Genomic DNA, 21,620 nt, shown 5'->3' on the forward strand with positions numbered 1-21,620 from the left:
TTTTGCCCATGCATTCACAAGCTCTCGTTTACCATCAGATTTTATTAATGTACCCTCAAGCTTTTGGATCGGATAAGATTTTAGTGAAATTATGCGTATATTCGAATTGTTTATCTCGATTCCTTACCTATCCCCAATCTCTATAGTCCCTCATATATCTCCGAAAACATCCAATTTATCGAATATGCTAAAATAATAGAAAAAACCTGTTTCAGCTTACGATGAGAAAGGAATCTCTTAATGGAAACTTCTTTAGATATGTTATTGCAACTGTATGAACGTGCAGCCTTACTTCTAATTTGTTTGTTTTTTATTATCAGAATACCTCGATTTAAGGAAACACTTCAAAGTGACAAACATTCTCCATCGGAGCTTACACTTTTTACAATTATTTTTTGCCTGTTCGCTATTTTTGGAACATACTCTGGGATTGAAGTAAATGGCTCTCTCGTAAATATTCGAATTATTGCCGTCGCTTCTGGAGGGATATTGTTTGGTCCTTGGGTAGGTATAGTTACTGGGATTATCTCAGGTTTACATAGATATCTAATTGATATGGATGGAATCACCGCTATCCCCTGTCTTATTACAAGTATCATAGCGGGTATTATTTCAGGATATATTAATAGAAAGGTTAAAAAGTCATTGCATTGGATTTATGGCATCATTGCTGGAATGCTATGTGAGGTGTTAACGATGTTATTAATTCTTGTAATGGCTGAACCTTTTGAGCTTGGATTAAACATCGTTTCGAAAATTGCCTTTCCTATGATTGCAGGGGAAATCAGTATTGGCTTCATCGTATTACTTGTTATGAGTGTGGAGAGCGAAAAAGAAAAGATTGCTGCGCAACAAGCGCAAATGGCACTGGATATTGCTAATAAAACCTTACCTTATTTTCGTTCTATTAATAGTGAATCGTTAAAAACCATCTGTACCATCATTAAAGATGAAATTAAAGCAGATGCTGTTGCCATTACGGACACCGAAAATGTACTCGCCTATGTAGGTACTGGGGAAGAACAATATATAATTGGCGAAGGGATTATGAATAACTTAACAAAATCAGCAATTGAGAGCGGGGAAATTATCATCTCTGATCATGTGGCTGAGCATAATATCCCTCCATTTCAGTACTACCTTATTATGCCGCTAAAAGAGGGCGGTATTGTTACGGGGACCCTCAAAGTGTACTTTTTGAAATCATATAAGATAACATACCCTATTCAGACAATGGCAATTGGTTTGTCTCAAATCGTTTCCACTTTAATGGAAGTTTCAAGGGTTGAACAAATTAGAGAAGATGCAAATAAAGCAGAATTAAAGGCATTGCAAACGAAAATCAATCCCCACTTTCTATTTAATGCCTTAAACGCCATCGCTTCTACTTCTCGGAAAAACCCCGAGAAGTCTCGTGAATTGATTATTAATCTAGCCAGCTATATGCGCTTCAATTTAGAATTAAGTGGTGAATTGATAGATATTAAAAAGGAACTTCAACAAGTGAAAGATTATGTTGAAATTGAAAAGGCTCGTTTTGGCTCTCGTCTCCAAATAGAGTATATTATTGATGATGTTTCCTTAATGATACCCAGTCTACTCATTCAGCCGCTTGTAGAGAATGCCATAAACCATGGGATATTAAAAACAAAGGGCCCCGGAGTCGTTACTATCTCAGTGAAGGATTTCGGTGGAAAAGTAAGGATCAGCGTGAAAGATACTGGTCCAGGGATTGAGGAAGAGGTCATTCGAAACCTCTCAAGTGATAATGTTCCAGCGAAAAAAATTGGTTTATATAACGTACATCAGAGGGTTAAACTCATTTATGGCAAGGGACTTGTTATTCAACATCTATCTCCTGGAACAGAAATTTACTTTGATATAGAGAAGGTGACCAAATGAAGGCTATCATTGTCGAAGATGAAATACCTGCACGTGAAGAACTAGAATATTTAATTGAAACCTACAGTGAAATCGAAGTTACAGAATGCTTTGAAGACGGTTTAGATGTATTGAAGTTTCTGCAGGAAAATGAAACAGATGCGATTTTTCTGGATATTAATATCCCTTCATTAGATGGAATGTTATTAGCAGGTAACATCAATAAATTTAAGAAAAAACCTTATATCATTTTTACGACAGCTTATAAAGAACATGCTGCGCATGCCTTTGAATTAGAAGCATTTGATTATATCCTAAAACCATATGATGAAAAACGGATTGCAGCGATGTTAAATAAGCTCGAAAATTCATTTATACGTGAGCAATCAAACAAGGATAAAACCGTTAACCCTTCCATATCAATGAATCAAGGAGAAGGATCAATAGGAACGAACAACCGCATCAATCTACGTAAGAATAATTCTATTATCGTAACTGATGTGAATGATATTTTTTATGCTGTAGCAAATGAAAAGGTTACGTTAGTGTATACACTCGATGAAGAATATACAATGCCAATGAGTATATCCGAATTCTATTCGCGTCTTCCTCAAAACTTATTTTTCCATTGTCACCGGTCATATACAGTTAACTTATCCAAAATCTCTGAAATCGTTCCCTGGTTTAACCAGACCTATATCCTGCGCTTAAAGAATCTTAAAACGGAGATTCCAGTTAGTCGAAGTAAAGTAAAGACATTCCGGAAAATAATGGATCTACAATAGCACTTTTATCCACGTAATTAGTAAATAGGTATATTTAACTCTGATTTTTTTATTAAAAAAGTCAGAGTTTCTCTCTATATTCCATGTTGTGAATCCCCCTTCAATATCCTTTCTTGAAAACGTTTGCAACAGATCATGCATTTACCGCGACCGTTCATTCCCTATTCACGTCATTTCATTCCAAAAATGATCTATTCTCTTTTTATGGTGTTATGATTCTTTTCAAGACAGCATCAGAACAGATTGCTAACATCGTCTAACCTTCGAGAGAAAAGAGGAGAACATTATGAAAGAAAGTAAAATTAACCGAATTTCTATAATAGTGGGAACCATCCTCGTCATGCTAGGACTAGGAACTATCTATACTTGGAGTTTATATAATCAGCCTTTAGCAGATCTTTACGGGTGGAATGTAAGCGCTGTATCCACAACCTTCTCTATCATGAGTTTTGCTCTTGCGTTCTCAACATTATTTTCCGGTAAGATTCAAGAAAAAATAGGATTACGTCGTTTAATCGCTATTTCAGGGATTACGCTGGGAGCCGGATTGATGATTAGCTCCCAAGCTACATCGATTGCATTACTGTATATATTCGCTGGTGTTGTGGTAGGGGCCGCAAATGGCGTTGCCTATATGACAACCCTGTCCAATATCATCAAATGGTTCCCTGAAAAGAAAGGACTCATATCAGGTATTGCGATTGGTGCATACGGTAGTGGGAGTTTAGTATTCAAATATATTAACAGTTTCATAATTGAATCAGCAGGTGTTAAAGCGGGATTTTTCTATTGGGGTTTGATTGCTCTAATCATGATTGTCGCTGGATCCTTATTAGTGAAGGAAGCAAAAGTTAGTGGTAACACTAAAACAGCTACTGCAGCCATGCAAAGGGATTATTCACTAAAAGAAATGCTGAAAACAAAAGAAGCTTACCTATTATTTGTGATTTTATTTACAGCTTGTATGAGTGGATTATATCTCATTGGAAGCGTCAAAGATATTGGTGTTAGTATGGCTGGATTGGATATTACATCTGCAGCGAACGCAGTTGCCTTAGTTGCAATATTCAATACACTCGGCCGAATTATTCTTGGTGCCCTATCTGATAAAGTCGGTCGATTGAATGTGGTAGCTGGAGCCCTCCTCGTAACAGCTATTGCGGTCATAGTACTTAGCACAGTTGAATTAAACTATGGAATATTCTTTGTTTGCGTAGCTACAATTGCCTTCAGCTTTGGCGGTAATATCACAGTATTTCCAACAATTGTTGCAGAATTCTTTGGTTTAAAAAATCAAAATCAAAACTATGGAATTGTCTATCAGGGCTTCGGATTAGGGGGACTATCAGCATCCTTTATCTCGGTTATTCTGGGAGGCTTTCAACCAACTTTTAAATTTATAGCGGTCTTGTGTTTTATCTCTTTCATCATTTCCATGACACTAAAAGCTCCAGGTTTAAAAACAAAAAACAAAAAAAATTGGACAATGGAATCCTATCAAGAAAAGCATGCAAACTAATGTTACTCAAAAGACTGGAGCCATACCGATTGGTGTAATAAAAACAAATTGAAGATCGGTGGGATTTAATCTTATTTCATGAAAAGTAAAAAGTCCCCCCTCAATAACGGTAAATTGATGATCAGAAATATAAATACAAAAAAGACTAGGCTAGCTATTTTTTTAGCTAGCCCAAAACCTCATTTACTTATGGTACAGGTCTCCGAAACTCTCTAAAATCGATTATATCGATTCATTTCCCCATATCGATTTTTCTTGCCCATCCAATCGTTTGCTTCTCTCCACTTTAGATTTTTTGCTGCTCCTATTCACGTAAAATTGACCTGAAACAGAACTCGCAGAAACAGCACAGCAAAAAGCGATTGCTCAACATCTAGCAATTGCTCCCTCGTTCTTTTTATCATGGTTTCGTCTTGATTTCCGTCGATAACTGGGACGGAGCCTTGGGGACTTTTTTCCGTTCGTTATTAATCATATCAGAGAAGTAAAGTGTGACAATCATGCTTAAGGGGATAGTTTTAAAGACTTTTTCCTCTACTGAAAACAAAGGCAAGAAGCCAATCCCCCAATGATTGTTTACCGCTTTTTTTATCGTTTCTACACTGCTTAGTTCCATGGATATAGTATGAGATATAGTGTTTTCATTTAATTTTTCAAACAAAAAAGCCCGATACGTATAACCTTTTTCTGTTAGAATAAATGATTCATCTTGTAGATCTTTTATTTCTAACTCACATCTATTAGCTAATTTATGATCATGCGACACAACAAGACCCATGGACTGTTTCTCTAAAGATTTTCAACTTCAGGGATATGATAGGGATAATCTAAAGTCAGACCAAAATCAATCGACTTTTCTTTGATCATTTTTATTTAGAGATAAAGTAACTCTTCCATTCTAATATTGCACTATCCCCATGCCAGTACCTCTCCTCTTTTTCGCAGTTTCCCACTCTAAAAAGAGGCTACAGGACAGTTCTTTTAGTTGCAGGGAGTCCATTTCAGAATAGAAAGGGTTCAAAGCCATTTGACGGTAATTATAGTTAAAATATTTTTCAAAAAATGGTTGGTTATATATGCTACTATTATAGAAAAAGACACAGAGGATAAATTCATGAATGGACTAGTATTTGAAAAGAGGGATTTTACTCCTGATCATTTACATACTCTAAAGACACTACATCTAAATAACTATCCGATTTTATATATCCTTTATAATGAGAAAAAAAGACCCTCTGCTTATATTGGGCAAACGGTTCAAGCTTCACGACGTTTAAAAACTCATTTAGAGGATAAAAAACGTAATAATTTGAATCGTTCTATTTTAATTGGGCATGAGAAATTCAATCAGTCTGCGACGTACAATATTGAGTCGAACTTAATTAACTACTTCATCGCCGATAACCACTATCAACTGCAAAATGTGAGCCAGACCAGATCAAGGGTCATGCATAATTACTACCAGAAATCGTTTTATAATGAAGAACTCTTTCAAGTTATTTGGGAAAAACTTAGAGAAGAGAACATTGTCAGCGATACAGTCGAGAACCTTAGAAACAAGGACATTTATAAGTTATCTCCTTATAAGGAGCTCTCTCCTCAGCAGCTTGAAATCAAAAATGAGATTCTCGATTTTTGCAAAGAACATATTAGAAAAGACGGAAATCACGTAATTGCGATTGAGGGCGATGCAGGCACAGGTAAAAGCGTCTTATTAAGCTCTCTGTTTAACACGATTCAAGATTTGGCTAAAGATGATGGATCTCTTAAAAATAAAGATAATTACTTGCTAGTAAATCACACGGAGATGCTGAAGACATATAAAAGTATTGCCAACAGCTTACCCAACTTGAAAAAAAAGAATCTAATGAAGCCCACGCCCTTTATTAATGAGAAGACAAAAACGGGAGAAACAGCCGATATCGTATTGGTTGACGAAGCTCATTTGCTTCTGACAAAGGAAGATTCTTATAATAATTTCCGCTATCAAAACCAACTAGATGAAATCATTAAGCGTAGCAAAATCACCATAGTCATCTTTGATCCAAAGCAAGTGCTGAAGATTAAAAGCTATTGGAATGATCAATTGCTAGAGGAAATCACAAAGCAATACAGTGCGAAAACTGTTAAGCTTACGGATCAAATGAGAATGAATGCGAATCCAGAAACCATTAAGTGGATTGACAAATTTATTGCAAAGGAAGTTCTTCCTTTACCGTCAGAGGAAGACTCCTCCTTCGAACTTGAATTGTTTGAAGATGCTGAGACGTTTAAACACGCTATAGAAAATAAAAACAACGAAATCGGTCTTTCTCGCATTGTCTCAACCTTCGATTATCTACATAAAAAAGATGGAAAAACTTATATTGTCGATGAAGAGGGAATTAATATGCCTTGGAATATCACCCAAGATAGTGTGACGTGGGCAGAGAATCCGGGCTCCATTAAAGAGGTTGGTTCCATTTATACCGTACAAGGTTTTGACCTAAATTACGTTGGAGTCGTTCTTGGCCCTTCCATAAGCTATGATGAAGGCAAGAAAGAATTAATCATTGATTCTTCCAAATACAAAGATACAGGTGCATTCATTTCACGGACGGATTTATCACCAGAAAAAAATCAAGAAATTAAAGAAGAAATCATCTTGAATTCCATTAATGTCTTGATGAAACGGGGTATACATGGTTTATATATTTATGCCACAGACCCAAAACTAAGACAAAAACTACTTGAGCTAAAAAGGGGAAAATGATGATGAACGATATTCAAGCCTTAATTAAAGCAATCAATGAGTTTAGAGATGAAAGAGACTGGAGACAATATCATAACCCAAAAGACCTTGCTATCTCTATCTCCATAGAAGCAGCAGAACTTCTAGAAGACTTTCAATGGGTTAACAATGAACAAGCACTTAAGGATAATAAAGAAAACATTCGTGAAGAAATTGCTGATGTTTTGATTTACTCATTCATGTTATGTTCCGATCTAGGGTTAGATGTAAAAGAGATTATCGAAGAAAAGATCGTGAAAAATGGGAAGAAGTATCCCGTTAATAATAAATAATCAAAAGACAGCCAAGCTCATCTTCAGGATAGCTTGGCTGTCTTTTGGTATAGGATTTTTTAATACTTCCTAATCACAATCAGTTTATTGTGGATTGATCTTGATCTCTTTCGGTAATTTAACTGGCGCCTTGGGAACTTTTTTCTGTTCGTTATTAATCATGTCAGAGGAGTAAAGTGTAACGATCATGCTTCCTCCATAGCGTTTGGCCCGAATCAATACAGGCTGATTATATTTGTTCACAAAGCGAAAGTCAGGTCCGTACCAGCTTACCGTCGCGTCACGCCCCGGTGGCACATACGGTACGCGCCTACTATGCGAATAGCGCTCGGCAATCTCGAGCCCGGCACGATCAACCGCATTAAACAAGGTGGATGACACCTGACAAATCCCCCCACCAACCCCTTCTGATAATTCACCTCGAACGATAATCGGCGCACTCTTATACCCCTTATCTCTCGTCCTCTTCCCCACAACTTGGTTAAAAGAGAAAATCTCATTCGGAAAAACAACATGATTATCAATCGCTTTGGCCGCAAGTGAGATATTATGTGAACGACTTTTATTGTTAGAATTAAAATATGTCACGTATTGACCAATCTTCTGGTGGCGAATGTGTGCAAGTATTTCACTATCCACTTTAGGATAAACGTCCATCTCCGGAACCTCGATCTTCGAGGGTCCCTTCCCAAAGAAATAGGCATAAAACTGCTCCTTGAATGCCTGTCGGTACAGTTTGTAACCTACCTGACCTGGAACAATTCCTCCTTGATCATTAAGCCTCGCATTTATAGGAGCTTGATATACTTGTTGATCGAGTTTATCAATGAACGTACGTAACTTTTCATCATCAACCATTGGAGTACCAGGAAGGGGCAGTGAAAAGTTTTCACGCTCCACACTAGCTATGGGTTTCCCTTGTTGAGTCACCGTCAAGCTGTCCGACAGCTCGGCGGGTTGTGCAAATAACAAAAGACCAGTTAACCAAATATGTATCATAAATCGGCATACCTCCCAACATTAGTATGAACGGGAGGTAGTGCTTTGATGTAATGCTTCCTTGATAATGTCGGAAGTATATCTAAAAAGTTATACACAAACAGGCTCGATGATCAGGATTTCCCTTTATCACTCAAGCCTTCATCCACATCTTATGCACAAATTGAAATATCGTCGCGTATTGTTTATAATTTCGATGTGCTTCTTTTCTTAAGAAGCGCCTAATTCCCCTTTGGTAATATGGACTCCTGCATCTTCGAGTATTTCGATCACGTTGTTTCCTCCAAAAATAGTACTTAGTACAATTGTTGCATAATTGCTATATGGATTCGCTATATATAAATGGGAATCCAATGTAAAAAGGAGCACCTGTATAAATAAGACAGATGCACCTATACTCCTTACAACAATTCTTCTAAATTTATTGAGTTTATCAATTCTTTCATCTTTTTGGGGCTCGTTGAAGATGCATTGTATTCAGGGTCTTCAAGATATGACTGTTTAAATAGAGAAGAAATATAACCTAGAAACTTTTCTAGGACCAATTCATTATCTAAAGTATCTAACGAAATTCCACCATAAATCATTTTATGAAAAGTCCCTGCTAACAACATCCCAATTGAAATTTGGAATTTATAATTCCTACTTGAAATTCCATAAATTTCCTTAGAAAATGGGAATTCTACTTTTTTACCTATTGACTCAATAACTTTATTAAAACTCTCAAACCTGTCTTTTACAAATAGAAAATTATCATGTGCATTTTCTGATTTGTTTTTCTCTAATCGGGACTTTTGCTTCATGTATTCCTCTGCATATATAGAAGATTTAGAGTAGTTCTCATTTAAGCCATTTTCTAAAATATTCATTATAACAAAGATACTCTCTTGAATTTTCTTCTTTTGATATCTATCTTTTGTAGCGTTATAAGCATTCTGAAGTTCTTCAGAGGTCTTTTTATCAACCATATCTTTAGCAAATTTATTAACATAGTTATTTAAATTAGAGTTATATACTGCATGTCTAATTTCTTGTGGTGTTAACGGTTTAGTCCCTTTATTATACCTGTTGAAAATTTCCAATTCAAAATCAAGTCCAGGGAAATCAGTAAATACAATAGCCGCAAGTTTATGTGTTAAAATTTTCTCTTTTATACTAAACTCTAAATCACTGAATTTGCTTCCGTTTAACCCATCTAACAATTTCAATCCAGATAAGCTGAATTTATTTTCCTTAAATCTATAAAAAGCTCTAAGTCTATGTTGTCCATCAACTACATTTAAGACTTGTAGTCCCTCAAACCTATCATTAGCTAAAAAGACCGGAGGAATTGGTATACCAACTAGTATAGATTCTATTAGTGAACTTTCATCCATAACTGAGGCTCTATAATCCCTCTGGTAATCTGGTGCTATAATAATAGAGTCTGATAGTTCTAATTTTAAATCTTCATCCAAACCACCAACATCTTCTATATTTTGCAATTTAAAACCGTTAGTTATTTGGTTAATTATGTCTTTAATTGCTATGTCTTGTGACTTATGATTTGCTGCAGTAAATTCTGTCATTCTATTCATCACCTGCTCTCAAATACTCTTGAATATTCAGCTTCATTATTATATCTTTTGAAACAGACTGAAGCTCTGGATATAGAGTGGTAAATCCTATACCCATTGAATATAAAGAAGAGAGAATATCTTTTTTGTATTCACCCTTTATTACTAATCTCTTTAAAATATTTTCATCAACAATCTTATTTAGTGGAGATTCAACGGGGTTAATAACATCTTGAAAGTAGACAAATAAGCCATTTTGGGCATTAATTCTCTCATTTAATTTCCTTGATTTAATTGCTATAGGCCCTTCATAATTTTCCAAGTTTAAGCTTTCACCATTTGCAATATTTAATATCTCAGAACGATGTGCAAATTTATTATTCAACTGTATTGGATTTAAAAACCATACTTCAGCATCTTTATTCTCTTCATCTTCAAAAGCATTTTCTACTGCGAACATAAGAGATACTACGTGAGAAAATGTAAAATCTAATAATCTAGTTGGTATTCCATAGTGTTGAGCGTAGACCATCCACTCATATTCACTATTTATATCAGTTGGAAACCTCATATAATTATGTGAGTTTATTTTAAATTCATTTAAAAAATATTGTGATGCCATTCTGGAGTATTTTCTAATATTACTTTTATCCAGTCTTAGTGAACTAGGTAATAAATCATATTCTCCAGCTTGTCCTCTAGATAACATAAATTCATTGGGTAACGACTCTACAAATTCAGTAAATTCACTTAATTTCTCAATCGGTTCATTGCTAATCACTATTATCCCTCTTTTCTAACAAAAAACTCCTTTTTCAATAATAGCATATATTTTAAAGGTAATTTTACATCTTTATACAATAAAAACCATTTAATTATGGTAAGGCTCTCTGTAATTATATTAAACAATTATCCCTCTACGACTTCCGATCCCCAGCCAGCAAGTAACCTATATTCATTCAATAGACAAAACACCATAATCCCATCAATCAGCTACAATGCTTTCTCTGGTTCTTCATTAATATAGCTTTTTAATTAACACAGAAAGTTATACACAAAAAGGCTCAAGCAATAAGAATCTCTCCTCATCACTCCAGCCTTCATCCACACCTTATACACACTTGGGCGCGTTTTACTTATCCCCGATATTTCAACGTTAACCCTTTTAAGAAGTTACGAGCGTAGCGGTCTCCGCATTGTTTATAATTCCGGTGGCCTTCTTTTCGTAAAATGGCGCCTAGTTCCCCTTTGGTGATATTGACTCCTGCGTCTCCCAGGATTTCAATCATATCCTCGCTTGTTAGAGTTAGCGCGATTTTCAATTTCTTCAGAAGGACGTTGTTCACACTTTCCTTGCCTGTTGGTGCCGGGCTTTCTGGTTGTCCCGGTTTTGGATCTTGTTTGCCTCTTTTGAAAATGATCAAACCATTCAGGAAGGATTCCATCATCTTGTTATTGCATTTAATTGAATCGTCTTCGTATTCGTAAAAGTCAACATCATCGTCTTCGTACTCGTCATAGTCTTCTTCTTTTGGCTTTGTGAGCATCTCCATCACTTCTTCTTGTGTCACGTTCACGCCGCCAAGTTTAAAGATCTCTACCATATCTTTATTTTTTATATCGAGAGCATATCGCACCCTGATTAAAATATCATGATTATGCATCCATAAACCTCCTATATTCGCACCCTTTTCAGTCGCTTTCTCTTTATCATTGCCCGCGTAAATTCTTCCAATACTAAAAATGAAGGCAACTGAAAATCCGAGAATCGTCTACAGATTCCCGGATGCTGTAAGTGTACTGTATGTTTTATTATACCTAAAAAAGCTCGCTACGACATTAAGTTTGGGTGAATCACTTCAAAGGCTTACGATTCCTCGCCGCCCTCTGCTTCCCATCTCGCAATTTCCTCCCGTACTATTGGGGCCACCTCTTTACCCAGTAGTTCGATGGCTTTCATCACATCATCATGTGGCATCGATCCAACGGGAACATGCAGCATAAAGCGTGTGACTCCTACCGTTTTACGAAGATGAATGATTTTTTTCGCCACGGTCTCCGCATCACCGACATATAGGGCGCCTTCTAAACTACGGGCCGAATCGAACGTTTCACGGGTGTATGCTCCCCACCCACGCTCTCTTCCTAACACGTTCATCGCCTGCTGGGTGGACGGGAAAAATTTCTCTGCCGCAACATCTGTGCTCTCGGCAATGAATCCGTGTGAATGGGAAGCAATCGGCAACTTGCTTACATCATGCCCCGCTTCTTTGGCCGCCCTTTTATACAGTTGGACGAGCCCTGCAAATTGCCTTGGGCTTCCGCCAATAATCGCAAGAACAAGTGGCAGGCCAAGCATGCCAGCGCGAACAACGGATTGGGGAGTTCCGCCGCTCCCGATCCAAACCGGTAGTGGATCCTGAACCGGAATCGGGTAGATCCCACGGTTTTGAATGGATGGACGATGCTTGCCACTCCATGTCACCTTCTCAGACTGCTGGATTTTTAATAGCAGATCCAACTTCTCATCGAACAATTCATTGTAATCGTCCAAATCATAGCCGAATAGCGGAAACGACTCGATGAAGGACCCCCTTCCGACCATGATTTCTGCGCGACCATTTGAAATCGCGTCAAGTGTCGAGAATTGCTGGAACACTCGTACCGGGTCGTCTGAAGACAACACCGTCACCGCACTGGTCAGACGGATCCGTTTTGTCCGTGAAGCTGCGGCGGCCAAAATGACGGCTGGTGCAGAAGCCGCATAATCCCTCCGATGATGCTCGCCCACTCCATAGACATCGAGCCCCACCTGATCCGCCAATACAATCTCCTCCACTACCTCGCGTATACGTTCGGCATGGCTAAGTACCTGACCCGTCTCGACATCCGGCGTCGTTTCCACAAATGTCGTCAACCCAATTTCCATTGCCCTTCCCCCTCTATGTATGGTTTACATACCATATTTCCGTTCCTATCATTTTTATAAGTTCCTATCATTCATCATACAATATCATGTGAATATTTCTCAAATTCCCCATCCACTTATCCACAGTAAAAAAGGCAGCGCCCCTAATAAAGGGCTGACTGCCTGTTGGTAGAACTATTTAATAGATGAATGGCTTTTTCTCTCCTTAAATCAACTGATAAAACAACCCGTGCTGCGTACAGTACCAAAGCAACATGCCGTGTTTCCTCTTCGGAATGCGGGTTTGCAGTCCCCATTCCGGATATTGTTTGATAAGTTGCACCTGATCTCCTGTAGCAAAGGCAATAAATGAAATATAGTGATCCTTGCTCATAGGATGGTTGCTTGAAATGAACCAATCCTCTTCAACCTGTGTAACCTCTAGCTTCTCTTCGTCCGTCGCTTTCTTCGGTACAAGTGCCTCCAACTTTCTTCCACAACAAGAAACAGCAGCGTTACCGGTGCTTAAGGTAATATTCCCACAAGATGGACACACAAAATAGTTTGACCGTTTCATATTTCCTCCTACAAAATCATTGGATGCGAGTTCGCCCTCCAGAATATGTTCAATGTTTACACCCAGGAGGGAGGACAATTCCGGTAACAGGGAGATATCCGGACAGCCTTGACCACGCTCCCATTTTGAAATGGTCCGATCAGAAAGATTCATCCTGTCAGCCAACTCCTTCTGCGTGAACCCTTTTTCCCTCCGCAATCGTAAAATCAAATGGCCCACTTTGCTACTATCCATTGATTCACCCCCTACTCATTACATCATAAGAGGTGTGACCCAAACCGGCAACAAACGCTCCGTTGAGTTTTAATTCATTCTACGAACAGCAAAAAACCTGTTCCAATCGAAACAGGCTTTTTGCTTATTTATTATTATTTTGTATTCGTGAATCCGCCATCGATGCGAATCACTTCTCCATTAATATATTCAGCTTTAGACGAGAAGAGGAAGGTTACAAGTTCTGCAACTTCTTCTGGAGTTCCCAATCGTTTTTGAGGAATCCCGCTCGTTGCGTTCTCTTTCATTTTTGGGTTTGCTTCATAGAAAGCTTTGACCATAGGTGTCTCAGTAGGTCCTGGGGCAATTGCATTCACTCTTAGACCATCTTTTGCGTATTCAGCCACCATGGACTTCGTTAACCCAACGATAGCGTGTTTCGTAGCGGAATAGGTCACTACTGAATCTTGTCCGATCACACCAGCACTTGAAGCGGTATTAACGATCGATCCGCCACCATTTTTCAACATAACCTCGGCTACATAACGAACACCATATAAAGCACCCATTAAATTGATTTGGACGATCTTTTCAATTTCTTCCACGTCCGTATCCAAGTAGTATTTACCACTACCAGAGATCCCTGCGTTGTTAAAGAAATAATCGATCTTTCCGAATCTCTCTACTGTTTGATCCACATAATTCTTCACTTCTTCTGCTTTAGAAACATCCGTTTTGATGAAGAAAGAATCCGCTCCTAAATTTTTCACCATTTCAACCGTTTCGTTACCGCCCTTTTCATTGACGTCCACTACAACGATGTTGACTCCTTCTTTAGCCAAACGAACCGCTGTCGCTTGTCCTAAACCACTTCCGGCTCCTGTAATGATTGCTACTTTATTCTCAGTTGTCATAAAAAAACCTCCATGTAAATGAATGAGGACCGGGTAACCGGTACTATTCTAGTATATATACTCTCGTGATAAAATACCCACAATATGCCTGGCACATCATGAATAACTCTAGTTTTCTTTACCCCGTGGGTATGATTTAAAACTGTAAATATCCGGAGGATTAACTTGCTAAAGTTCTGTTAAAAAGTACATTATCCAAAAAACCTAACCGTAGTACCTGTCAGGTTGGAGTGAAGGTGACATTTTTCATACAAGGATACTCTGTGTGCCATAATTTAATTGGACACTCAAAATTCCACTTCAATCATTTAAGCATTTTAGTCATAACAAGATCGGTTTGTTTTTCATCTCCCATGTAAAAGGAATGCGTTCCACTCTGAGTAAAGCCCATTCTTTCATAAAATTTGATGGCCCCCTCATTCTTTTCCCAAACGCCTAACCAGATTTTCTGCTTATTTTGTTCTTTCGCCAATTCCAATGCTTTATTTATCAGATGATGACCCAATCCCTGCCCTTGAAATTCTTTTCTTATATATATCCTCTCAATTTCTAGTGAATCATTCCCCTCCTTTTCCGTCTGGGCTTCATTCACATTCACCTTTAAATACCCGGCTACTTCTGCATGAACATAGATAAAAAAGAATGCCGACTCGCTATTGGATAATTCCGTTTCTAATTGATTTGCGTTAAATGCCCTATCCAAATAAACCTTCATATTTTCAGGTGAATTCTGATCCTTAAAGGTCTCATTAAACGTTTCGCAACCAATCTCTTGGAGTATTGGCAAATCTTCAAGGGTACACTTTCGTATATGTATCGTCATTTATTCCGCTCCTCTACTTATCATCTTTTTAAAAATATTTGAGTTCAAACTCTTATGTATGGATTATCTCCACGAGACGTTTTAATCTCGTATCCTCTTGAAAACAGTTCTTCTGAGAGTTTATTTACCTGAAAGTCCGACTTCTCCAATTACTTATACCGTTTCAAAATTTCAACAAAAAGGCGAATCGCTTCTGGGAACACGTCCTCATCAAGGTCGAACCTTGGATGGTGATGCGGATACTGGCTTTTTTCTCCGTTCATGCCGACAAAGATGAACGCCCCTGGCTTTTTCGTCAGATAGTACGAGAAATCCTCCGATACCATGATTGGTTCGACAGGCTCAAATACATCTTCACCAAAACGATGACAAATGAGGTCTTCCATGAAGGCCGCTTCTTTCTGATCATTGACGAGTGGAGGCGTTCCAACGATGAATCGCACATCTCCTGTGGCTCCAAAGGATTGGCAGATGCCTTTCGTCAGCTTGACAATCTTATCTTGGATCAGGTCAACCGCTCCCGGAGACAGCGCACGGATCGTACCAATGATTTTAGCTGAATCGGGAATGATGTTATAGGTGGTGCCGGCCTCGATTTTCCCTACGGTTATCACACCAGCCTCCATCGGATTCAAGGACCGGCTGATTATGCTTTGTAGTGCCTGAATGATATGGGTCGAGATATAAATCGGATCGACCGTCTCATGCGGCATCGATCCATGGCCGCCCGAGCCTTTGATGGTAATCTCAAAATCATCGACGGATGCCATCATCGGCCCTCCCCGCAAGCCAATTTTCCCTTTAGCCAGCCCCTGCCACAAATGAATCCCGAAAATGGCATCAACCTCATCGAGGACACCCTGCTTAATCAGTTGATCGGCTCCACTCGGTGAAATCTCTTCTGCGGATTGGAAAATCAGCATGATATTGGGCTCAATTTCTTCACGATGCTTCGTAATCCATTCAGCAACAGCAAGCAAAACAGCCGTATGTCCGTCATGGCCGCACATGTGAGCGACCCCGGGATTTTTTGAAAGATACGGCTTATCCCCTTCTTCCATAATTGGCAGCGCATCGATATCTGCCCTGAGAGCAACCGTTTTGGTACCTTTCGTTCCTTTGAAAAATCCGACTGTACCGGGCGGCTGATAATTAAGAATTTCAATCCCGAGCGTTTCCAGGCGACGGCGAATGAAAGCCGTCGTTTCATATTCTTTTCCTGAAAGCTCAGGATGCTGATGCAGATGGCGGCGGTCCTCGATCGCCTGATTGATTAAATACTGATCGATCATGCTTAAATTACCTCATTCTTTCATTTTATTTTTTATTTTGCACATGCCAAGACTGATTCCCTGACTTTTATGTCTCTAAATTTTATCAGAAGCAGCTAACTAGAAAAAAAGACCTCCATGCCGCTACACGAAAGTCTTCACTCCGATTATTTCTTCTTACTCTTTCTTTTCACAATCAAGACCACGGCCCCGATAACCAAGACCACTACAATTCCGGCCGTTATGCCGATCGTTTTACCCTTCGGAACAATCACTTCAAACTCAACAGGCGTCTCATTTGTGGCCGAGATATCCCAGGATAGGGTTTTGCCATTCTCCTCATCGGCATTATTGGAGCCAAAGAGCTTATACGGAAGCGCAACCTCCAGTTTCAGATTGGCTTGATCCAGCTTTTGAAGAATGATGGATTGGATGAAGGTGTTACCTGATACACCCTCTATGTACCGACTGATTTGACTTTGTAAATCAACGGATGCCTTCACATCATAGGCGGTATAAAAGAAAGATTCCTTCTCATCTACGGAAATCTTACTCTCACCTGTTCCGTCCCCTATATTGGACAGCGTTTCAAGCGAAGGGTAATGTTTCGTCACCTTGATGCCATTCTCGCTCTGTTCCAGCTTGTATTCCGTTCCCTCCAATGCTTCTTCAATGTATGGACCTGCCAGCGAATACATATCACCGTCCATGGATGCTTCAAGCGAGAGATCCGCACTTTTATCTTTATTTATTTCAACCCGCGCTGTGGAATCCACACATCCTGAAAGGATCAATCCCAATAAAGGAATCGCGAGCCATTTCATTCGCTTCATTCTGGTTCCCCTCTCCTTACATTCAAAATGAATAAACGGTTATTTACTATTCATAATGTATCACGCATCTGCTTTTTAAAGGAAATAAAAAAACGACCGCTTGGCATGACCTATTTTTTGCAGGTAGAAAGATAAGCGAAGAATATGTAAATAACAGGTAAACACTTAGATGGAACTACTTAGTTTTTATAGGAAAGATGATGATTTCACCCTTCTTTTATCCCTTTTTCATCCTAAAACAAATCGTAAAATATGAGTACTATGCGCGATTGATATCATTTTTTCATAAATATACACTTACATAACAGGAATGAACAATCATTCCGTTTCTTGTAAATAAGGGGTGAATCACACTGATGACAATTGTAAATAAGCGAAATGATATAGTCGCAAGCGCTTTACTATTATTTGCAGAAAGAGGATTTGACGCGACTACCATCCCTATGATAGCTACTTCTGCCGGAGTTGGGGCAGGAACCATATATCGTTATTTTGAGAGTAAGGAATTGCTGGGCAATAAGATTTTCCAAGAGTACCTGGACCTTTTTACTGAAACGGTACAGGATGGATTTCCTCATGATGATACAATTCGCCATCAGTTCCGTCATATATTTAATTCGATGGTGCATTTTACTACCGATCATGGCCAAGCTCTTTATTTTATTAAATTACATAGTGGGGCCTATTTTTTAAATGATGATAGTCAAGCGAGCTTTCAAAGACTATTGAATATATTTATACATTTCTTCGAGAGTGGAAAAGAGAAACAGGTCATTAAGAAACTCCCTACCTCTGCCTTGATAGCCATTATTTACGGAGCATTTCTGGAGCTTGAACGCCTGGTGCGTATCGGAGAACTGAATCCGGATACGAAACTTTTGGCCGAAGTGGAAGCGAGCTTTTGGGATGCCATCCGTTTACATGCTTGAATCTATTTAAATCAAGTCCGGAATGAACGTTCATTCATTATTTTGAAAGAGGTGCTAATTTTATGGAAACCCACAATCAATTTCCACAGCCCAAGACATATGGCCCCCTAGGCAGCCTCCCGATTATCGATAAAGATAAGTCGATTCAGTCATTCATGAAGCTGTCGCGAGAGTTGGGACCAATCTTTCAGTTTCAGTTTCCTGGTAGAATCGCTACATTCGTCTCAAGCGCTTCTCTTGCTGAAGAAATTTGTGATGAAACACGGTTCGATAAGAAAATCGGCCCAGCCCTACAAAAGGTACGAGCATTTGGCGGCGATGGGCTCTTCACAAGCGAAACGACCGAACCCAATTGGAAGAAGGCCCATAACATCCTGCTGCCTAGCTTCAGCCAGCAGGCAATGAAAGGCTATCATGCTAAAATGTTGGATCTCGCTACTCAACTCATCCAAAAATGGGCTCGTTTGAATCCAACCGATGAGATAGATGTTCCTGAAGATATGACACGATTGACCCTGGATACGATTGGGCTATGCGGATTCAATTTCCGATTTAACAGCTTTTATCGGGAGGACCCGCATCCTTTCGTCACCAGTATGGTACGTGCACTTAATGAAGCGATGAGCCAAACGCAACGACTTGGCATCCAGGAAAAATTGATGATCAAATCAAAAAAACAATTCAAGGAAGACATTCAATATATGTTTTCCCTTGTGGATGAATTGATCGCTGATCGTAAACAACATGGTGACCAAGGAGAAGAGGATCTTCTTTCCCATATGTTAAAAGGAATCGATCCGGAAACAGGAGCTTCACTTGATGATGATAACATCCGTTACCAAATCATAACGTTCTTAATAGCAGGACATGAAACGACAAGCGGTCTCCTGTCTTTCGCCATCTATTTCCTCATGAACAATCGTGACAAGTTACTAAAAGCGCAACAAGAGGTCGATGAAGTATTGGGTGATGACATCCCGGATTATACGCAAGTGAAAAAGCTGAAATATGTCCGGATGGTGCTGAATGAAGCACTTCGTCTGTGGCCAACCGCTCCATCATTTTCCGTGTACGCAAAAGAGGACACCACGCTTGGTGGAAAATATACCGTGAAGAAAGGCGATGTATTTTCCTTATTGATTCCCGAGCTTCATCGTGACCGTTCCGTTTGGGGCGATGAAGTGGATGCATTCATTCCGGAGCGATTCGAGGACGCGGATTCTATTCCCCATCATGCTTTTAAACCGTTTGGAAACGGACAGCGCGCCTGTATCGGACAACAGTTTTCCCTACAAGAAGCCACACTTGTACTCGGCATGATTTTACAACATTTCGACTTGATTGATCATGGTGGATATCAACTGGATATCAAAGAAACGTTGACCCTAAAACCGGACGGATTGAAGATGCGCGTTTCACCGAGAAAGAAAGTGATAGATTTTGCGACCGTTTCGCGTCCGGAACCGAACCCTGTCGAAAAACAATCCAAGGCCGCCATTCCATCTTCTACACATGGCACTCCATTGCTCATCCTGTATGGATCAAACATGGGGACGGCAGAAGGGATGGCCAGGGACCTTGCCGAAACAGGGAAACGATTAGGCTTTGATACTAATCTGGCTACTTTAAATGGATACACCAACCAGCTTCCACACAAAGGAGCGGTTCTCATTGTCTCGGCATCTTATAATGGAAATCCCCCAGATAATGCAGATGACTTCGTTTCTTGGCTTAAGGAAGACAAGGATGAAACATTGGAGGGTGTTCACTATGCAGTATTCGGCTGCGGAGACCGAAATTGGGCCACTACATACCAACGGATTCCAAGCTTCATCGATGAGCAGTTGGAACAAAAAGGAGCCGTGCGATTCTCGGATACAGGATATGGAGATGCAAGCGATGATTTCGAAGGGGCTTACGAGAAATGGACCGAAACACTTTGGCAGAATCTTTCAGAAACCCTACACATTGAAATGGATGGCAGTGATCAGGAAAGCAGCTCTATCACGATGAACTTCGTGAGCGATGTGAGCGGTACACCTCTTGCCCGTATCCATCATGCATGTACCTCCATTATTAAAAGAAATGTTGAATTACAACATGTAGAGAGCGGAAGAAGTACACGCCATATAGAATTGACATTGCCTGAAGGGGTGAAGTACCAAGAAGGCGACCACCTAGGGGTACTTCCGCAAAATCCTACGGAACTTGTCGAACGGGTGCTCCGCCGTTTCAAACTGAACAGCCAAGATTATGTACAACTGACGGGGGAATCCGGAAAAGCAGCCCATCTTCCTACAGAAAAACCTGTCAAAATCGAGGAGTTGCTGTCAAACTATGTGGAACTGCAAGAACCTGCCAGCCGGTCCCAAATTCGGATGCTTGCCACCTATACCGTATGTCCTCCACATGTAAAAGAACTGGAAGATTTACTTTTGGACACTACCTATAAACAAGAAATCCTGAATAAGCGCATCACCATGCTCGACCTAATCGAACAATACCTTGCATGCGAGATTCCGTTTGAACGTTTCTTGGCTTTACTGCCACCATTAAAAGCCAGATACTACTCCATCTCTAGCTCACCTTTCCACCATGAAGGAGAAGCAAGCATTACAGTCAGCGTAGTTCGTGGGGAAGCTTTGAGCGGAAACGGAAAATATAAAGGCATTGCATCGAATTATTTGGCAGGGCGCTCCCCAGGAGACAAAATCGCCTGCTTTATCCATACGCCGCAATCCCATTTCCAGCTTCCGAAAACACCGGAAAAATCGATCATCATGATTGGCCCTGGAACGGGAATTGCACCATTTAGGGGATTCATACAGGCCCGTCACGCTTTAAAGGAAAAAGGTGCAGCATTAGGCCCTGCCCATCTTTACTTTGGATGCCGTAACCCAGAACACGATTTTCTTTATCAAGAAGAACTTGTGCAAGCCGAACAAGATGGTCTTGTCACTCTAAACACCGCCTACTCAAGATGTCCTGGCCAAGAAAAAACATATGTCCAGAATCGCTTGGCAGAAAACGCCAATGAAATCCTTGCTTTATTAAAAGAAGGAGGACACCTATACATCTGCGGAGACGGAAGCAAAATGGCCCCTGATGTTGAACGAACCTTAATCGACAGCTATATGCATATCTATCAAACACCAAAAGAAGAAGCCACCGAATGGCTACAATCATTAGAGGAAAATGGTAGATATGCAAAAGACGTCTGGGCAGGAGCATAAATAGAACAAAGCAGCGATTTTGGGATCGCTGCTTTGTTTGTCGACAAAAGGGTATCGCCCTTTTAAAAAAAACTCGCTTAGATTCATCATCCACCCTATACTCATATGCCCGCGAA

General features: G+C 39.7%; 18 protein-coding genes. 7 read left to right on the forward strand and 11 right to left on the reverse strand.

The genetic code is table 11. The features are described from left to right. Positions 1-240 precede the first annotated feature (240 nt). The 3 genes from ACIQXN_RS11410 to ACIQXN_RS11420 all read left to right on the forward strand — a co-directional run bounded on the left by ACIQXN_RS11410 (position 241) and on the right by ACIQXN_RS11420 (position 4,185). On the forward strand, positions 241-1,902 hold the full coding sequence (locus tag ACIQXN_RS11410; RefSeq protein WP_402966373.1) for a LytS/YhcK type 5TM receptor domain-containing protein: 1,662 nt from the start codon (positions 241-243) through the stop codon (positions 1,900-1,902). Beyond that, positions 1,899-2,666 carry a LytR/AlgR family response regulator transcription factor gene (locus ACIQXN_RS11415; RefSeq protein ID WP_402966375.1) on the forward strand — a complete coding sequence of 256 codons (768 nt, stop codon included), beginning with the start codon at positions 1,899-1,901 and terminating at the stop codon, positions 2,664-2,666. The genes ACIQXN_RS11410 and ACIQXN_RS11415 overlap by 4 nt, the downstream gene beginning before the upstream one ends. 286 nt (positions 2,667-2,952) lie before the next feature. Beyond that, positions 2,953-4,185: an L-lactate MFS transporter gene (locus ACIQXN_RS11420; protein ID WP_402966377.1), complete on the forward strand. Its 1,233-nt coding sequence runs from the start codon at positions 2,953-2,955 to the stop codon at positions 4,183-4,185. A 400-nt stretch (positions 4,186-4,585) separates the two neighbouring features. Here ACIQXN_RS11420 and ACIQXN_RS11425 read toward each other — a convergent pair whose 3' ends face one another. Then, a complete protein-coding gene (locus ACIQXN_RS11425; RefSeq protein WP_402966379.1) occupies positions 4,586-4,963 on the reverse strand; it encodes a LysR family transcriptional regulator substrate-binding protein in 378 nt (125 codons plus the stop codon). A 336-nt stretch (positions 4,964-5,299) separates the two neighbouring features. Here ACIQXN_RS11425 and ACIQXN_RS11430 point away from each other — a divergent pair, with 336 nt between their 5' ends. Further along, complete coding sequence (locus tag ACIQXN_RS11430) at positions 5,300-6,937, forward strand: DUF2075 domain-containing protein (protein WP_402966381.1); 1,638 nt, start codon at positions 5,300-5,302, stop codon at positions 6,935-6,937. A 2-nt stretch (positions 6,938-6,939) separates the two neighbouring features. Then, entirely contained in the window at positions 6,940-7,248 is a 309-nt protein-coding gene (locus ACIQXN_RS11435) for a nucleotide pyrophosphohydrolase (protein ID WP_402966383.1), read from the forward strand. A gap of 84 nt (positions 7,249-7,332) precedes the next feature. Here ACIQXN_RS11435 and ACIQXN_RS11440 read toward each other — a convergent pair whose 3' ends face one another. The 10 genes from ACIQXN_RS11440 to ACIQXN_RS11485 form a co-directional block, all read right to left on the reverse strand. Then, positions 7,333-8,247 carry a VanW family protein gene (locus tag ACIQXN_RS11440; RefSeq protein WP_402966385.1) on the reverse strand — a complete coding sequence of 305 codons (915 nt, stop codon included), beginning with the start codon at positions 8,245-8,247 and terminating at the stop codon, positions 7,333-7,335. Between the two features lie 401 nt (positions 8,248-8,648). Then, positions 8,649-9,815, reverse strand: coding sequence for a DUF262 domain-containing protein (locus ACIQXN_RS11445; RefSeq protein ID WP_402966387.1), 1,167 nt, complete (start codon positions 9,813-9,815; stop codon positions 8,649-8,651). A 1-nt stretch (position 9,816) separates the two neighbouring features. Next, on the reverse strand, positions 9,817-10,584 hold the full coding sequence (locus tag ACIQXN_RS11450) for an FRG domain-containing protein (RefSeq protein ID WP_402966389.1): 768 nt from the start codon (positions 10,582-10,584) through the stop codon (positions 9,817-9,819). 355 nt (positions 10,585-10,939) lie between these two features. Beyond that, positions 10,940-11,467, reverse strand: coding sequence for a YehS family protein (locus tag ACIQXN_RS11455; protein ID WP_402966391.1), 528 nt, complete (start codon positions 11,465-11,467; stop codon positions 10,940-10,942). A 203-nt stretch (positions 11,468-11,670) separates the two neighbouring features. Next, positions 11,671-12,732 (reverse strand): LLM class flavin-dependent oxidoreductase, encoded by a 1,062-nt coding sequence (locus ACIQXN_RS11460; protein ID WP_402966393.1) that lies wholly within the window; start codon positions 12,730-12,732, stop codon positions 11,671-11,673. Positions 12,733-12,937: 205 nt separating this feature from the next. Further along, entirely contained in the window at positions 12,938-13,522 is a 585-nt protein-coding gene (locus ACIQXN_RS11465; protein ID WP_402966395.1) for a helix-turn-helix domain-containing protein, read from the reverse strand. Between the two features lie 134 nt (positions 13,523-13,656). Beyond that, positions 13,657-14,415 (reverse strand): SDR family NAD(P)-dependent oxidoreductase, encoded by a 759-nt coding sequence (locus ACIQXN_RS11470; protein WP_402966397.1) that lies wholly within the window; start codon positions 14,413-14,415, stop codon positions 13,657-13,659. Positions 14,416-14,719: 304 nt separating this feature from the next. Further along, positions 14,720-15,238, reverse strand: coding sequence for a spermidine/spermine N(1)-acetyltransferase (gene paiA, locus ACIQXN_RS11475; RefSeq protein WP_402966399.1), 519 nt, complete (start codon positions 15,236-15,238; stop codon positions 14,720-14,722). Between the two features lie 149 nt (positions 15,239-15,387). Then, on the reverse strand, positions 15,388-16,530 hold the full coding sequence (locus tag ACIQXN_RS11480; RefSeq protein WP_402966400.1) for a M20 metallopeptidase family protein: 1,143 nt from the start codon (positions 16,528-16,530) through the stop codon (positions 15,388-15,390). Positions 16,531-16,676: 146 nt separating this feature from the next. Beyond that, a complete protein-coding gene (locus tag ACIQXN_RS11485; RefSeq protein WP_402966401.1) occupies positions 16,677-17,342 on the reverse strand; it encodes a hypothetical protein in 666 nt (221 codons plus the stop codon). 356 nt (positions 17,343-17,698) lie between these two features. On the opposite strand from ACIQXN_RS11485, the gene ACIQXN_RS11490 reads away from it, so the two are divergent. Then, positions 17,699-18,271: a TetR/AcrR family transcriptional regulator gene (locus ACIQXN_RS11490; protein WP_402966403.1), complete on the forward strand. Its 573-nt coding sequence runs from the start codon at positions 17,699-17,701 to the stop codon at positions 18,269-18,271. 62 nt (positions 18,272-18,333) lie between these two features. Beyond that, positions 18,334-21,504, forward strand: a complete 3,171-nt coding sequence (locus ACIQXN_RS11495) for a bifunctional cytochrome P450/NADPH--P450 reductase (RefSeq protein ID WP_402966405.1) — start codon at positions 18,334-18,336, stop codon at positions 21,502-21,504. The last annotated feature ends 116 nt before the right edge of the window (positions 21,505-21,620 follow it).

This window comes from Peribacillus sp. NPDC097295, assembly GCF_044761665.1.
Classification (GTDB): domain Bacteria; phylum Bacillota; class Bacilli; order Bacillales; family DSM-1321; genus Peribacillus.

Bases quoted from the DNA above. Each gene is read 5' to 3' on its own strand.
- ACIQXN_RS11410 (WP_402966373.1), top strand. From the start codon at position 241: ATGGAAACTTCTTTAGATATGTTATTGCAACTGTATGAACGTGCAGCC.
- ACIQXN_RS11415 (WP_402966375.1), top strand. From the start codon at position 1,899: ATGAAGGCTATCATTGTCGAAGATGAAATACCTGCACGTGAAGAACTA.
- ACIQXN_RS11420 (WP_402966377.1), top strand. From the start codon at position 2,953: ATGAAAGAAAGTAAAATTAACCGAATTTCTATAATAGTGGGAACCATC.
- ACIQXN_RS11425 (WP_402966379.1), bottom strand. From the start codon at position 4,963: ATGGGTCTTGTTGTGTCGCATGATCATAAATTAGCTAATAGATGTGAG.
- ACIQXN_RS11430 (WP_402966381.1), top strand. From the start codon at position 5,300: ATGAATGGACTAGTATTTGAAAAGAGGGATTTTACTCCTGATCATTTA.
- ACIQXN_RS11435 (WP_402966383.1), top strand. From the start codon at position 6,940: ATGAACGATATTCAAGCCTTAATTAAAGCAATCAATGAGTTTAGAGAT.
- ACIQXN_RS11440 (WP_402966385.1), bottom strand. From the start codon at position 8,247: ATGATACATATTTGGTTAACTGGTCTTTTGTTATTTGCACAACCCGCC.
- ACIQXN_RS11445 (WP_402966387.1), bottom strand. From the start codon at position 9,815: ATGACAGAATTTACTGCAGCAAATCATAAGTCACAAGACATAGCAATT.
- ACIQXN_RS11455 (WP_402966391.1), bottom strand. From the start codon at position 11,467: ATGCATAATCATGATATTTTAATCAGGGTGCGATATGCTCTCGATATA.
- ACIQXN_RS11460 (WP_402966393.1), bottom strand. From the start codon at position 12,732: ATGGAAATTGGGTTGACGACATTTGTGGAAACGACGCCGGATGTCGAG.
- ACIQXN_RS11465 (WP_402966395.1), bottom strand. From the start codon at position 13,522: ATGGATAGTAGCAAAGTGGGCCATTTGATTTTACGATTGCGGAGGGAA.
- ACIQXN_RS11470 (WP_402966397.1), bottom strand. From the start codon at position 14,415: ATGACAACTGAGAATAAAGTAGCAATCATTACAGGAGCCGGAAGTGGT.
- paiA (WP_402966399.1), bottom strand. From the start codon at position 15,238: ATGACGATACATATACGAAAGTGTACCCTTGAAGATTTGCCAATACTC.
- ACIQXN_RS11480 (WP_402966400.1), bottom strand. From the start codon at position 16,530: ATGATCGATCAGTATTTAATCAATCAGGCGATCGAGGACCGCCGCCAT.
- ACIQXN_RS11485 (WP_402966401.1), bottom strand. From the start codon at position 17,342: ATGAAGCGAATGAAATGGCTCGCGATTCCTTTATTGGGATTGATCCTT.
- ACIQXN_RS11490 (WP_402966403.1), top strand. From the start codon at position 17,699: ATGACAATTGTAAATAAGCGAAATGATATAGTCGCAAGCGCTTTACTA.
- ACIQXN_RS11495 (WP_402966405.1), top strand. From the start codon at position 18,334: ATGGAAACCCACAATCAATTTCCACAGCCCAAGACATATGGCCCCCTA.